General features: G+C 61.4%; 15 protein-coding genes. 4 read left to right on the forward strand and 11 right to left on the reverse strand.

The features are described from left to right. Nucleotides 1-92: 92 nt before the first annotated feature. On the reverse strand, nt 93-791 hold the full coding sequence (pyrF, locus tag AC07XF_RS14295; RefSeq protein WP_173677935.1) for an orotidine-5'-phosphate decarboxylase: 699 nt from the start codon (nt 789-791) through the stop codon (nt 93-95). A 296-nt stretch (nt 792-1,087) separates the two neighbouring features. Between pyrF and AC07XF_RS14300 the strand changes: the two genes are divergently transcribed. The 3 genes from AC07XF_RS14300 (at nt 1,088) to xopAW (ending at nt 3,767) form a co-directional block, all read left to right on the forward strand. After that, entirely contained in the window at nt 1,088-1,846 is a 759-nt protein-coding gene (locus tag AC07XF_RS14300; protein ID WP_495027005.1) for a response regulator, read from the forward strand. After that, nucleotides 1,846-2,895, forward strand: a complete 1,050-nt coding sequence (locus tag AC07XF_RS14305) for a sensor histidine kinase (protein WP_495027006.1) — start codon at nt 1,846-1,848, stop codon at nt 2,893-2,895. The genes AC07XF_RS14300 and AC07XF_RS14305 overlap by 1 nt, the downstream gene beginning before the upstream one ends. A 233-nt stretch (nt 2,896-3,128) precedes the next feature. After that, entirely contained in the window at nt 3,129-3,767 is a 639-nt protein-coding gene (gene xopAW / locus AC07XF_RS14310) for a XopAW family type III secretion system calcium-binding effector (RefSeq protein ID WP_495027007.1), read from the forward strand. A 107-nt stretch (nt 3,768-3,874) separates the two neighbouring features. Here the strand turns inward: xopAW and AC07XF_RS14315 are convergent, their stop codons facing one another. From AC07XF_RS14315 to AC07XF_RS14360, 10 genes are all read right to left on the reverse strand, one after another. After that, nucleotides 3,875-4,930, reverse strand: a complete 1,056-nt coding sequence (locus AC07XF_RS14315) for an AI-2E family transporter (protein WP_495027008.1) — start codon at nt 4,928-4,930, stop codon at nt 3,875-3,877. Between the two features lie 69 nt (nt 4,931-4,999). Next, nucleotides 5,000-5,806, reverse strand: a complete 807-nt coding sequence (locus AC07XF_RS14320) for a DUF4892 domain-containing protein (RefSeq protein WP_495027009.1) — start codon at nt 5,804-5,806, stop codon at nt 5,000-5,002. Between the two features lie 8 nt (nt 5,807-5,814). Further along, the gene (locus AC07XF_RS14325; protein ID WP_495027010.1) at nt 5,815-6,474 is read right to left on the reverse strand and encodes a glutathione S-transferase family protein; all 660 of its coding nucleotides are present in this window, start codon (nt 6,472-6,474) and stop codon (nt 5,815-5,817) included. 50 nt (nt 6,475-6,524) lie between these two features. Beyond that, nucleotides 6,525-7,379: an alpha/beta hydrolase gene (locus AC07XF_RS14330; RefSeq protein ID WP_495027011.1), complete on the reverse strand. Its 855-nt coding sequence runs from the start codon at nt 7,377-7,379 to the stop codon at nt 6,525-6,527. Continuing rightward, nucleotides 7,376-8,182, reverse strand: coding sequence for an alpha/beta fold hydrolase (locus tag AC07XF_RS14335; RefSeq protein ID WP_007988799.1), 807 nt, complete (start codon nt 8,180-8,182; stop codon nt 7,376-7,378). The genes AC07XF_RS14330 and AC07XF_RS14335 overlap by 4 nt, the downstream gene beginning before the upstream one ends. 113 nt (nt 8,183-8,295) lie before the next feature. Next, nucleotides 8,296-8,739 (reverse strand): hotdog fold thioesterase, encoded by a 444-nt coding sequence (locus tag AC07XF_RS14340; RefSeq protein WP_495027012.1) that lies wholly within the window; start codon nt 8,737-8,739, stop codon nt 8,296-8,298. Nucleotides 8,740-8,771: 32 nt separating this feature from the next. After that, nucleotides 8,772-10,439: an AMP-binding protein gene (locus AC07XF_RS14345; protein ID WP_495027013.1), complete on the reverse strand. Its 1,668-nt coding sequence runs from the start codon at nt 10,437-10,439 to the stop codon at nt 8,772-8,774. 199 nt (nt 10,440-10,638) lie between these two features. Further along, the gene (gene sixA, locus AC07XF_RS14350; RefSeq protein WP_223456125.1) at nt 10,639-11,091 is read right to left on the reverse strand and encodes a phosphohistidine phosphatase SixA; all 453 of its coding nucleotides are present in this window, start codon (nt 11,089-11,091) and stop codon (nt 10,639-10,641) included. After that, entirely contained in the window at nt 11,088-11,435 is a 348-nt protein-coding gene (locus AC07XF_RS14355) for a DUF4389 domain-containing protein (protein ID WP_204934037.1), read from the reverse strand. The genes sixA and AC07XF_RS14355 overlap by 4 nt, the downstream gene beginning before the upstream one ends. A 31-nt stretch (nt 11,436-11,466) precedes the next feature. Continuing rightward, nucleotides 11,467-12,492 carry an NAD(P)H-dependent glycerol-3-phosphate dehydrogenase gene (locus tag AC07XF_RS14360; protein ID WP_495027014.1) on the reverse strand — a complete coding sequence of 342 codons (1,026 nt, stop codon included), beginning with the start codon at nt 12,490-12,492 and terminating at the stop codon, nt 11,467-11,469. A gap of 195 nt (nt 12,493-12,687) precedes the next feature. Between AC07XF_RS14360 and AC07XF_RS14365 the strand changes: the two genes are divergently transcribed. After that, nucleotides 12,688-14,811 carry a TonB-dependent receptor plug domain-containing protein gene (locus AC07XF_RS14365; protein WP_495027015.1) on the forward strand — a complete coding sequence of 708 codons (2,124 nt, stop codon included), beginning with the start codon at nt 12,688-12,690 and terminating at the stop codon, nt 14,809-14,811.

Here is a 14,811-nt window from a genome sequence, read left to right on the forward strand (position 1 = left end):
CGCGAATACGGTGTGTCAGCCGACATCAATGTTGACTGACACACCGTATTCGCGAGCAAGCCCGCTCCCACATTTGGTTCTGCGGTGTCTGATCAGGCGAGTTCGGCCACTACCGACGCCAACGCCTTCGCCGGATCTGCTGCCTGGCTGATCGGACGGCCGATCACCAGATAGTCGGAACCGGCATCCAGCGCCTGACGCGGGGTCAGAATGCGGCGCTGATCATCCTGTGCGCTGCCCGCCGGGCGAATCCCCGGGGTCACCAATTGCAGCGACGGATGCGCCGTTTTCAGCGCCTGGGCTTCCAGGGCCGAGCACACCAGGCCGTCCATCCCGGCTTTTTCCGCCAGGGCGGCCAGACGCAGCACCTGCTCTTGCGGCTCGATGTCCAGACCGATGCCCGCCAGATCTTCACGCTCCATGCTGGTCAACACGGTCACGCCGATCAGCAGCGGTTTCGGACCGGTGCGCTGATCCAGCACTTCACGACACGCCGCCATCATGCGCAGGCCGCCGGAGCAATGCACGTTGACCATCCACACGCCCATTTCCGCAGCCGCCTTGACGGCCATCGCGGTGGTGTTCGGAATGTCGTGGAACTTGAGGTCCAGGAACACTTCGAAACCCTTGTCGCGCAGGGTCCCGACAATTTCCGAAGCGCAGCTGGTGAACAGTTCTTTACCGACTTTGACCCGGCACAGCTTCGGGTCCAACTGATCGGCCAGCTTCAGTGCGGCGTCACGGGTAGGGAAATCCAGGGCGACGATGATAGGAGTCTGGCAGGCGGACATGAGTGGGCTCTCAGGCAAGTCGAAATCGGCGCGCATTGTAGCGGAACCAGCGCCGCTGCGGGACCCGATGATCGGTAAATCGTCGAGACAGCTCAGGCAAGACTAGTCCTTGGGGCCATTGTGTCGAGTTCGATACAGACACGACACGCCCGCAACACCCAGTCCCGCTACCCTCGGCAACCGCAACAGGTCCTTGCAACAGCACTTCCCGCCTCCGGGCCGGACGCCTATGCTGGAACCACAACCTCGCAGCCCATCTTTGTGGTTGGCAGCCTACCTGGCAGATGAACGCACGCATGCACAACCCCCAAGCCCCCGTGAACGACGACCAAAAAACGCCCGGTGACGACAAACGCTGGAGCATTCGCGCCCTGATCGTCGACGATGACGTCCCGATCCGCGAATTGATGATCGACTACCTGGCCCGGTTCAACATCCACGCCAGCGGCGTCACCGATGGCGCAGCGATGCGCCTGGCGATGCAGGCGGAGCATTTCGACGTGGTGGTGCTCGACCTGATGCTGCCCGGTGAAGACGGTCTGTCGCTGTGCCGTTGGCTACGCGCCGAGTCGGACATCCCGATCCTGATGCTCACCGCTCGCTGTGAACCCACTGACCGGATCATCGGCCTCGAACTCGGCGCCGACGACTACATGGCCAAACCGTTCGAGCCCCGGGAACTGGTGGCGCGGATTCAGACCATTTTGCGTCGGGTGCGCGATGACCGCAGCGAACAGCGCGCGAACATTCGTTTCGACAATTGGCGCCTGAACAGCGTGCTGCGACAACTGATTGCCGACGATGGCCTGGTGGTGCCGCTGTCCAACGCCGAATTCCGCCTGCTCTGGGTGTTTATCGAGCGTCCGCGTCGCGTGCTCAGCCGTGAACAACTGCTGGATGCCGCTCGTGGTCGTTCGATTGAAGCCTTTGATCGCAGCATCGACTTGCTGGTGTCGCGCCTGCGCCAGAAGCTCGGCGACGATCCCAAGGCTCCGCAGCTGATCAAGACCGTTCGCGGCGAGGGTTACCTGTTCGATGCCCGAGACATCGGCTGATGCGCGGGCGCTTCGATACGCTGTTCGGCCGCCTGTTTGGCGTGCTGTTGCTGGCAATCATCCTCGCGCACCTGCTGGCCTTTGCCTGGTTTCACCATTACGGCCCGCCGCCACCGCCACCGCCACCGGAGTTTTCTGAAGGCCTGGACGGGCCGCGTCCGCCGCTGGACCCGCACTTCGAGAAGCGGCCGCCACGGCCGTGGTTCGGCGGCCCCTTGGTGCCCCTGACCTTTCAATTTGTCTCGCTGATCATTGCCGCCTGGTACGGCGCCAAACTGCTGAGCCGGCCGATCCAGCGCCTGAGCGACGCGGCCGAGCGCCTGAGCGAAAACCTCGACAGCCCGCCACTGGAAGAGTCGGGGCCACGGGAAGCGCGGCAAGCGGCGCACACATTCAACAAAATGCAGCGGCGCATCCTTGAACAGGTCAAGCAGCGCTCGCGCATGCTCGGCGCGGTGTCCCACGACCTGCGCACGCCGCTGTCGCGACTTAAGCTGCGGCTGGAGAAAATCGACGACGACAAGCTGCAAGGCCAGATGCGGCAAGACCTCGACGACATGATCAGCATGCTCGACGCCACCCTCACCTATCTGCATGAACAGCGCACCAGCGAAGCCCCACAGTGGATGGACGTGCAGGCGCTGGTGGAGTCCCTGAGCGAAAATGCCCAGGACCAGGGCGCAAACGTCCAGGCCAGCGGTCACTGTGCCCCGCTGCAGGTGCAACCGATGGCCTTGCGCTCTTGCATCAACAACCTGATGGACAATGCCCTGCGCTACGCCGGGCAGGCGCTGATCACCCTGGAAGACCATCGTGAACACCTGGTGATTCGGGTCATCGACCACGGCCCGGGTATCGCCGCGGAACAACGCGAAGCGGTGTTCGAACCCTTCTTTCGCCTTGAAGGCTCGCGCAATCGCAATTCCGGCGGCGTTGGCCTGGGCATGACCATTGCCCGCGAGGCGGCTCAACGGTTGGGCGGACAGTTAACGCTGGAGGAGACGCCGGGTGGCGGCCTGACGGCAGTCATCTACCTGCCGCGCACCTGAAAATCCATCCGATCCATTGTGGGAGCGGGCTTGCTCGCGAAAGCGGTGTATCAGTCAACTGATGTATCAACTGACAGATTGCCTTCGCGAGCAAGCCCGCTCCCACAGGTTTAGGGACCTTGCGATTTAGGTGTGTAGCACTCGGTACAAACTCCACATACCTGCGACAACTCGCCCCTTGAGTCTGCACAAGCCGGTACACCACCGGTTAATCTTTCCAGGGAGTGAGCCCGATGATCGGTAGCATCAGCAGCAATTACTCGAATTTCACCAGTACCAATATCAGCAGCACCACAACCAATAGCGCCCGCAGCCAGCAATTCCAGAAGGACCTGCTGGCCAAACTCGACAGCAACAGCGACGGTACGGTCGATCAGGATGAACTCAAGAGTGCCTTGTCGCAGAAATCCGACGACGGTTTGCTGGTCAACCTGAGCAAGAATTTCTCCGACCTCGACAGCGATGGCAGTGGCAGCCTGAACAGCGAAGAAATGGCCGCGATGGCGCCACCGCCACCACCGCCACAACAGATGTCCAGCGACGAACTGTTCAGCCAACTCGATACCGACAGTGATGGCAGCGTCAACGCTACCGAACTGAGCAGCGCGTTGCAGGCCAGCAACGGCAACTCGTCGACCAGCACCGACACCGGTGCTGCGCTGCTCAAGGCGCTGGACAGCGACAGTAGCGGTGGCGTCAGCAGTGATGAACTCAAGGCGGCCCTGCAGGCCGGTCGCGAGCAGACCACCGGCAGTACCTCCGACTCGTCGAACGTCAACGACGCATTGCAGAAGATGATCGCCAACCTGAGCAAACAGTATTCGCTGGATAACGTGGCGAGCGTGGGCAGGCACCTGAACGTGGCGACCTGAGTCAAAAGCTTCGCGAGCAAGCCCGCTCCCACATTGATCTGTGTCGATCACAAAACCAGTGTGGGAGCGGGCTTGCTCGCGAAGAGGCCCTAAACTGAATACAGATCTCAGGGGCGGCGGTCTTCGACCCGTGCCTGAGTCTTGCTCCAGTCGATCAACAGGCTATAGGCCACCGCCAGCAATGTCGGGCCGATGAACAGGCCGATAAAGCCAAAGGCAATCAACCCGCCAAACACCCCAAGCAGCACAATGACCAACGGCAGGTTACCGCCACGGCTGATCAGGTACGGCTTAAGCACGTTGTCGACACCGCTGATGATGAATGTGCCCCAGATCCCGAGGAATATGGCCAGCCCGTACTCGCCTTTCCAGGCCAGCCACGCGGTCGCCGGAATCCACACCAGCGGCGGCCCCATCGGGATCAGGCTGAGCATGAAGGTCACAATGCCGAGTACCAACGCTCCCGGCACACCGGCAATCAGGAACCCGATCAGCGCCAGGATCGCCTGGGCCGCCGCCGTGCCGATCACACCGTTCACCACCCGCTGTACCGTGCCAGCCACCAGTTCAATGTAGTAGCCGGCCCGTTGACCGATCAGCCGTTCCAGCAATGTGTGCACAAACGCCGCCAGGCGCGGCCCGTCACGATAGAAAAAGAATACGAAGAGGATGCTCAGGGTCAGTTCGAGAATACCGCCGCCGATCTGCGCGCTGCGCGCCAGCAACCAGTTACCCACCTGCCCCAGATAAGGCTTGAGCGATACCATCATCGCTGCGCCGTGCTCATCAATGCTGTTCCAGAGCCCGACCAGCCGCTCGCCCACCAGGGGAATCGAACCCAGCCAGGCCGGCGCTTCGGGTAGACCCTCGACCTGCGCATCCTTGATGAACGCCGTGGCATCGCGAACATGGTCGGCGAGGTTGAAACCCAGCCACACCAGTGGTGCCGCTACCAGCACCATCCAGCCCACCGTCAGCAATGCCGCCGCCAGCGACTCGCGGCCATTGAGCCAACGGGTCAACAAGCGCATCAACGGCCAACTGGCAAAGGCCAGGACCGCACCCCAGAACAACGCCGACCAGAACGGCGCCATCACCCAGAAGCTCGCGCCGAACAGCACCACGAGCAGGATCTGCACCAACAGGCGATCGTTATTGATCATCTAAAGTCTCGAAAAAGTCAGTCAGCAAAAGAGTAGGCGAACACGGCGTACGCGCTCGCCCGGTACAGCCTACCGCAATAGCTCGATGTGCAGGCCAGAGCCTTCGGCACGTCCGGTTTCCATCCGCGCAGAACGCACGCCCTGGCCAATCAGCGCCTGACGCCAGGCTTCGGCATTCGCTCCGGAAATACTGACCCGCAAGGTGGTGTCGAGATTCAGTCCGCGAGAAATCAGGCGTAGCCAGGTCTCGTCAGATGCGTCGCTCAACGCGGAAAAGTCGAGCTCACCAGTGCTCCTGAGTTCACGCAGCAAGGTCGCGGAGGTCGGCAACAACTCGCCCAGCGGTGCCGAAGCTTCGAACTGTTCGACATGCAGATAGGCTTTGCGATTACCACGGGTGATGCTGTACAGCGCGACGAGTGTGTTGTCCCGAGGAGCGGCAAGTCGCAGCAGCAAATAGGCTTGTTGATCGTCGGCGCCGTACAGCTTGGCGTTGCCGAAGACTTGATTGGCCCAGAGGCTGCTTTCGCCGCAATCGCGCGCCTGGCACCAAAAGAGCAACCCGGCGTCCTGTTTTTGCAAAGCCTCGCGGGCAGCGGTGAACGCCTCGATGGATGAATGCTCCGGTGGCAACTCGTAGGTCACCGAAGTGACGTTGCCGCGGGCACTGACCTGACCGTCGAAACGTAACTGGCCACTGATCTTGCGGATCGAGCCCAACGGGTAGATCCGCTCCAGCTCGGCGGCGGGGCGATAGTCGACAATCTGGGCGTCGACCATGCGCGGCACTATCGGCAGGTCCTGACTACCCGGAATATCGGCGGCGAACAACAAGGGACTGAAACTGCACAGCACCAGCAAACTGAATGAACGCATGGATAGACTCATCGGATCAGCATGGCCTGAGCGCCCTTGATGACACTGGCTTCATCGGCGCGTTTCGGTATCTGCAGTCCACGCTGCACCGCCGGCCGGGCCTCCATGGTTGCCATCCAGCGTTGCAATGCCGTCAAGCCCTCCACCGAGACGCCCGACCACTCGTAACCTCGCACCCACGGAAAGGTTGCGATGTCGGCAATGCTGTACTCGTCGGCGAGGAACTCCACGCTTTGCAAACGCGTGTCGAGTACTTCGTAGAGGCGACGGGTTTCATGCTGATAGCGGTCGATGGCGCCCTGGAGTTTTTCCGGAAAGTAGCGGAAGAACACGTTGGCCTGGCCCTGCATCGGGCCGATCCCCCCCATCTGGAACATCAGCCACTGCAATACCACCGAACGGCCCTTTGGGTCGCAAGGCATCAGTTTGCCGGTTTGTTCAGCGAGGTAAATCAGGATGGCGCCGGATTCGAACACAGCGAAATCGCCATTGGCGCGGTCGACAATCGCCGGAATCCGTCCATTGGGGTTGATCTTGAGGAAGTCCGCGGACTTCTGCTCCTTATTGTCGAAACTCAAGGCATGCACCGTGTAGGGCAGGCTGAGTTCCTCGAGCACGATAGAGACCTTGTGGCCATTTGGGGTCGCAGCGGTGTAGAGATCTATCATGGTTGTCTCCCATTTCAACCCGCCCAGCCTCGACAGTTGCTCGGCGCAAGTCAAGGAATGGCGAAGAACCGATTGAAACAGTCTGCGACAAGGTCGGCTCCGGGTTCGTCATTGAGGTGCAAATGATGGCCGCCGGGCAGCTGTTCACGGCTAAAGGGTAGACGCTCCAGCAATTCTGGGTGTTTGGCGAGCATGCCGTCGGCAGCGACCACCAGTGTTGCAGGGCATTTGACCCGCTGGACGAAGGCCATGGCCTGTTCAGTGGTAAGGCGCAGTGGCGATGGCAGCGTGAGGCGACTATCGGTGCGCCAGGTGTAACCGCCCGATACCGGCATCAGACCACGCTGCGCCAGCAGTTCAGCGGCCTCGCGGCTGACCGCCACCAGCCCTTTCATGCGCGCTTCGATGGCACGGTCGAGGGTGTCGTAGACCGGTTTGCGCTTTTCCCGCAGATCCAGTTGCGCTTGCAGGGCCATCCCCATGCGCTCGGCAGCGTTTTCACCCTTGTCTGTAGGAGGAATGATGCCGTCGATCAACGCCAGGTGGGTGACCCGCTCGGGCATCGATCCGGCGATGATCAGTGAAGCGATGGCGCCCATCGAATGCCCCATCAGCGCAAATTTCTTCAGTCCAAGCTGTTCGGCGACTTGCAGCACATCGTGGGCATAGTCCCACATGGCGTAACCGGCTCCCGGCGGGCGGTGCCCGGAATGACCGTGACCGGCCATGTCCAGCGCTATGATGCGCAGGCCTTTGAGCTTGGGTGCCAGGCGGGCAAAGCTGTTGGCGTTGTCCAGCCAGCCATGCAGGGCAATCACCGGCAAACCGTTTTCAGGACCGAACAGGTGCGCCGCCAGTTCGATGTGCGGCAGACTCAGGCGGACTTCTTCGACGACGTGGCTCATGCGCAATCCTGTTGTCGACGGCCGTCCCAGCGGTTGAACAGGCCTTTGAGCATTTCCGCGGTATCAAGAGGACGCTCGAGCGGAAACATGTGGCCACCGGGCATGGTCAACGACTCGCCCAGCGGCAGGCGGTCGACCGAACTGGCGTGATGGCGCATGACCACGCGACTGTTGTGCCCGCGAACCACCGCCAGCGGCACTTTCAACTGCCGGGTGCTGCCCGGGCTGGTGTGCGGCACGCCGCGATAGATGCTGATTTCCGTGGCCGGGTCGAAACGCAGGCGCAGCTTGTCGCCATCCTGGTGCAAACCATGCTGCAGGTAGGCATCGAAGCATTCCGGGTCGAAACCGCGAAACAGGGTCTTGCCGGCGAAATACTTGCGGGCGCTTTCCAGGTCGGCGAATTCTTCACGACGGCCGAGGGTACGGCCGGCCGGGGTCAAGCGGTCGATGAAACCAAAACGCTTGGCCGCACGGATGACCCATCGATCGGTTCGGGTCAGCACCGGCGAGTCGAGCATCACCACGCCGCGATACAACTCGGGGCAGCGCAAGGCCGCATGCAGATGCAACACGCCACCGAAGGAATGACCGACGCCCCACACGGGCTCGGCCTGCCGTTGCAGGTGATGGATCAACTCGTCCACCAGGTTGTACCAATTGTCATCGGCCGGGAAACGCGGGTCGTGGGCGTGCTGCTCCAGATGCGTCACCTGATACTCGGGTGCCAGCGCCGCAAACAACTTGCCGTAGGTCCCCGAAGGAAAACCATTGGCGTGGGCGAAAAAGATCTGTTGCGACATACCTGCAAATCCATAAGCGAAAACAGGCATTGATTGTCCGCAAGACCGCGTCCTGCAGCAATGACCGTAACTGCCAGGAATGATGACAGTCCGGTCAAGGCTATGGCTTGAGCTCAGCGTGTCGGCGGATTCTCCCCCAACGGCACCACCGCCATGGTCAGCCGCGACACGCAACTGGCCTTGCCTTCATCACTGGTCAGCCGAATGTCCCAGACATGGGTCGTGCGGCCGATGTGGATCGGCTTGGCCACCGCCGTCACCCGCCCGCTGCGCAGGCCGCGCAAATGGTTGGCGTTGATTTCCAGGCCCACGCAATAGAATTTGCTGGCATCGATACACAGGTAGCTGGCCATCGACCCGACCGTTTCGGCCAGCACCACCGAGGCACCGCCATGCAGCAAGCCGTAGGGCTGATGGGTGCGGTGATCGACGACCATACTGGCAGACAGGGACTCCTCGTCGAAGGCTTCGAAACGGATGTCCAGCACTTCGCCGATGGTGTTTTTCTGGATTGCGTTCAACTGCTCGATGTTTGGAGTGGTACGCCACAGGCTCATCGCAGAGTTTCCTTGCTGGTTTTGTTCGTGGATCAATCCTGCCACAGCACCGCTTCGTTGCGCTCGCTCCATTCTTCAAAGCGCTCGCCATAAGCCGCTTCGATCACGTTGCGCTTGATCTTCAGGGTCGGGGTGAGAAAGCCGTTTTCCACGGCCCAACTGTCCTTGACCACCACCAGGCGGCGCAGTCGCTCATGTTTGTCGAGGGCGCCGTTGACCTCTTCCAGCAGTTTTTCCAGGCTGGAATGCAAGCCGGCGCGGGCAGCCCCGCCAGCGTCCTGCTGGCCGACCGCCGACAACACGCACAAGCCCAGCGGTGCGCTCAAGCCATCGCCCACCACACAGACCTGTTCGATGCGCGAATGCACGGCCAGGCGATTTTCAATCGGCGCCGGGGCCACGTATTTGCCTTTGCTGGTCTTGAAGATTTCCTTCAGGCGCCCGGTCAGGCGCAGATTGCCTTCGGCGTCTTCCTCGCCCTTGTCGCCGGTGCGCAGGAAGCCGTCCTCGGTAATGGTGTCAGCGGTTTTTTCCGGTTCCTTGAAATACCCGAGCATGGTCGCGCCACTGCGCACCATGACCTCCCCCGTCTCGGCGATCCGCACTTCGACTTCAGGGCAGGGTTTGCCGATCCAGCCCGGTTTGTTCTGGCCCGGCATGCCGATGTGGGAGTAACCGCAACTCTCGGTCATGCCGTAGACCTCCAGCACGTCCAGTCCCAATTTGCGGTACCACTGCAACAAGGTCTGCGGCACCGGAGCCGCGCCGGACAAGGCGATGCGCAAAGCATCCAGCCCGAGCCCGGCGAGAACTTTATGCCCGACCCGTTTGCCGATGATCGGCAGGCCGAGCAGGAGGTCGAGGCGTTTTGCCGGGATCTTGCTGTACACGCCCATCTGGAATTTGGTCCAGATGCGCGGCACGCCAAACAGCGCGGTGGGACGTGCACGCTGCAGGTCGGTGAGAAAGGTGTCCAGGCTCTCGGCGAAAAACACCGTCTGGCCGGTATAAATCGACGCGAGTTCGACGAACATCCGCTCGGCGACGTGGCACAGCGGCAGGTAGGACAACAACCGGTCCGACTCGTTGAGACCGAACAACGAAGTGCCACGGGTGGTGGCGAACCCCAGACTGCCGAAGCTGTGCATCACGCCTTTGGGCAGGCCGGTAGTGCCGGAGGTGTAAATGATGGTTGCCAGTTGATCGGCGGCAGGTTTGGGATCGTCCTGGATCGGCGAGCTGCGTTGCAGGTCGTCCCAACTGAAATCAAAGTCGCCGGGAGGATGCAGCGGCAGGTTGATGGTCGGCAGGTCGGGGCTGACGCCACGGGACATGCCTGGCCAGTCGTCGAGCTTGCCGATGAACGCCAGCGCCGCTTCCGAGTGTTCAAGTACCTGGGAAACCGATTCGGCGGTGAGGTTGGGGTACAACGGCACCGACACATGCCCGGCCATCCAGATCGCCAGGTCGGCAATGATCCAGTGGGCACAGTTCTTCGAGATCAGGGCGATATGGCTGCCCTGCGGCAGTTCCCGTGCCCGCAACCAATGAGCCGCGCAACGGGCCTGGTGACCGACGTCCGCCCAGGTCAACGTCTCGACCTGGCCGCCTCCGACCGGCTGGACCAGAAAGCGCTGGCGGGGATGACGGGCCTCACGCTCGTAGAAAACGTCCAGCGGCAAACGAAAAGCAGAAGACATGCGACTCGCTCCTGTGATTTTGGTCTGGAGCAAGCGTAGTCAACCAAGCAAGTGCTTGGTTAACTATTTCATTCAAAACTTTCCAGGCGATGACGTCCCTGTGGGAGCGTGGCTTGCCCGCGATGCAGACTCCGCGGTTTATCAGGTAAACCGAGTCGATACCTTCGCGGGCAAGCCACGCTCCCACAGAAATGCGGCGTTATGGGTGCTTGATGCTGTCGAGCTTCATCGACCCGATCAGTAACTCATCGCCCTTGAGTTCGGCCAACCCGGCGGTGCTGACTTTTTCCGGCGGATGCCCGGCACCATGTTGCAGGTAACTCAACAAATGCCCCACCAGCGGGTTGTGGCTGACCAAAAGGACGTTGCTCACCGATACGAGTTGCTCAGCCACTTTGTCCGGATCGGTTTCCGGAGTCAGCCAATCTACGGTGCGGATCTCGGGCTCGAAGCCCAACGCCTCGCGCACCAGTTGCGCCGTTTGCTGTGCACGCAGGTAGGGGCTGGCATAAATCGCCGTCAGCGGCTGGCCCATCAACCGCGCCGCGCTGCTCAACACTTCCTTGCGGCCATGGTCGGTCAGTGCCCGCTCGGAATCGGGTCGAGTGCCGTAAGGCTCGGCCTCACCATGACGCAATACCCAGAGTTTCATAGCTTGGGTTCCTCATCTCGGGCCGGATGCGGTGCCGGTGCCACGACATGCGGCGCTTCACCTTCCGGCGTACGCGGCGCCGGCCAATCGGCGAACGGCCAGGGTTTCTGGTCGCTGTGAAAGCTGCCGAAACGCCCGATCTGCGCCAGAAACTGGCTCAGGCTGTCGCCGAAATTCATCAGGCTGGCGCTCGGGGCGCCATAAAACAAACGATAGATCAACTGCACCAGCACGACGGCGCCGAGGATGAACTGCGCCACTTGCCACACCAGTACGAAGACGATCATCCACAACACCCGCAGCAGGATGGATTCGTATTTGGCTTCTACTTTCGGATCGTTCATGCGCAACTCCCTGCTTTTCTGGCAAGTGTGATTAGTTGAAACCACTGGTGGAAATAAAGTCGACATCGGTTTTCGGTTCGCCACGCATTAACAGACCGATGACCTGTTCCAGCGTGCGACCTTCGAACAGGATCGCGTGCAGCCCGGCGACCAGCGGCATGTACACGCCAACCTCCTGCGCCTTGGCCTTGAGCACTTTAAGCGTGTTGACCCCTTCGGCGACTTCGCCCAGGCGTGTGACGGCCTCGTCCAGGCTCAGGCCCTGGCCGAGGGCGAAGCCGACCTGATAGTTACGGCTCTTGGGCGACGAGCAGGTCACGATCAGATCGCCCACGCCCGCCAGCCCCAGGAAGGTCATCGGGTTGGCGCCCTGATTCACCGCGAAGCGGGTCATTTCCGCCAATGCCCGGGTGATCAGCATGCTCTTGGTGTTTTCCCCCATGCCCAGCGCCACCGCCATGCCGGCGATGATCGCGTAGACGTTTTTCAACGCCCCGCCCAGCTCCACGCCGAAACGATCGGCACTGGCGTAAACACGAAAGGTGCGGCCGTGCAACGCGGCCTGAACCTGCTGGCACAGTTCTTCGTCTTCACTGGCGACCACTGTGGCGGTCAGCGCGTGTTCGGCGATTTCACGGGCCAGGTTGGGTCCGGACAGGACGCCGATGCGCGCCTGCGGGGCGATCTCTTCGAGGATCTCGCTCATCAGCTTGAACGTGTGGGCTTCGATGCCTTTGGTCAGGCTCACCAGCAATTTGCCGGTCAACCGTTCGGCGTGCGGCACCAGCACCGAGCGCAGCGCGCTGGAGGGCAATGCGACGAAACACAGGTCACAGGCATCCAGGGTGACTTGCAGGTCGGTGACCGGCGTCACGCCGGGCAGAATCTTGATGCCTTTGAGGTAACGCGGGTTCTCGCGATTGACCCGAATGGCCTCGGCCTGTTCGGGGTCACGCATCCACTGAAGGACCTGATGCCCGTTCTCGGCCAGCAGATTAGCCACGGCGGTCCCAAAACTTCCGCCTCCCAGGACCGCAATTGGGCGCTGTTCAGTCATATGCAATCCGTTAATCCATACCAGTGGCGATGTCGGCATTATACGGGGCAGCCCCTTGGCGGCCAGCCCCGACGTCAAATACTGGCAGCCGTGGGAAGAAGACCAACAAATCCGAGGAAAATGCGGGCATCGTGAATGGAAAAGTCATTCGGCTCGGTTAACATGCGCGCCATTAATCTCTGACAGGGACGTGTTGTGTCTCCGGGCTCTCCTTCACCGCGTTCGCCTCTGGTACTGGCGCTGATTTTCAGCTCGCCATTGCTGGCCGACGACTTGTTCCTGGACAGCGAACCGCTGCCCCAAGTGCTCACGGCCACGCGCCTGAAGCAGTCGCCGGCTGCCGTTCCGGGGAGCATGACCGTGATCGACAGCGCCCTGATCCACGCCAGCGGTGCCCGCGACATCAGCGAACTGCTGCGCCTGGTGCCGGGGATGATGGTCGGCAACATCAGTGGCAACCAGGCCGCAGTGAACTACCACGGCACCAACGCGACGCAGGCGCGGCGCATGCAAGTGCTGATCGACGGGCGCTCGGTGTATCGCGCCGGCCTGGCCACCGTGGACTGGAGTGACATTCCGGTGGCCATGGAAGACATCGAGCACATCGAAGTCTTTCGCGGGCCGAATACCGTCAGCTACGGCGCCAATGCCCTGATGGCGGTGGTCAACATCATTACCCGGCGGCCGGCCGACAGTCACGGTACGCGCATGAAGGTCACCCAGGGCCAGCGTGGCATCGACGACTTTTACGCCAGCCAGGGCGTGGGCTGGGAGGATGGCGACTTGCGTCTGTCCCTGTCCGGCCAGCAAGACGACGGCTTTGACAGCGACCGCACTGGCGCTGACTACCACGACGGCCGCCGCTTGAACCGTTTCAACCTCGCCGTCAGCCAGACACTCAATGAACAGCAAAGTATTGATTGGCAGTTGAATGCCAAGGACGGCACCAACCAGCGGCCCTATACCTACCGGCCGGTGTTCCCGGGAATTACCCGCGCCGGCAACGACTCCGACGTCACCGCCAAGGACTATGCCGGGTCATTGCGCTGGAACCTCGATATCAATCCCGATCACAGCCTTTATATCCAGGGTTCGGCCCAACACTGGGATCGCCAGCAAACCTGGCGCGCCTGCGACGCAGAAATTTCGTTCAGCCCGCAACTGACCGAGCTCTGGCAAATGAACCCGAACTACACCGAACGCCTGGCCCGCAATATCACTAGCTTCATCAGTCCTGGTGCGCCGGCCGGCACACCCGCCGAGCAGGCGTTGGCCAACCAGGTACTCGATCAATGGCGCAACGGTGCGAGCCAGACCGTTTGCGGCGACATCGACCAGAGCACCCGGGAATCGCGTTACGACCTCGAACTGCAGGACACCCTGAGCCTTGCCGATAACCTGCGGCTGGTCAGCGGGATAAACTATCGTTACGACCGGGCGGACTCCGAAACCTACTTCAATGGCACTCTCGATGACTCGATCTGGCGGGCGTTCGGCCAGTTCGAGTGGCGTGCCACCGAACACTGGCTGCTGCAAGGCGGTGCCATGTTCGAAGATACCCGGTTGATCGGCAGCTCGCTGGCACCCCGCGTGGCGGTCAACTACCTGATCAACCCGCGCCACGGCTTGCGTGCGGTGTACTCCGAGGCTATCCGTTCGCCGGACATGTTCGAGAACAACGTCAACTGGAGTTATCAGGTCACCAACCTCAAACCCGGTGCCTTTGGCCAGTCCAGCGCCCGTTATTTCGTCAAGACCCGTGGCCCCGGCAACCTCGATCAAGAGCACATGCGCTCCCGGGAGCTCGGCTACAACGGCTATTTCCCCGAACCGGGGCTGGCGCTCGACGTGAAGCTGTTCCACGACGAAATCACCGGCATGATCAGTGAACCGCTGCGCAACAATCAGTACATCGCCAGCAATGCCAACAAGGCGCGTTTTTCGGGGGGCGAAACCCAGCTCGACTGGCGTGTCGGCAGCCTCGATCGCCTGCGACTGACCTATGCCTACGTCGATGCCGACGCCAGCAACCCGCTGGATGCCCAACAGACTGCACGCAACAGTGGTTCCGCCGGGTGGATGCGCGATTGGGGCCGGGGCTGGAACAGTGCGCTTTTCTACTATGGGGATGACGCCCTCAACGGCTACCGCTTCGAACGGGTCGATGCGCGCATCGCCAAACGTATCGGCCTGGGCAAGGCCAGCCTGGAACTGGCCGGGGTGCTCCAGCAACGGCTGGACAATCAGCCGACCACCTTCATCGATAACAATTATGACCAGCGCCACGTGATGTATTTCAGTGCGGAGCTGGAGCTTTAA

The organism is Pseudomonas sp. GW821-FHT01C01, assembly GCF_059422645.1.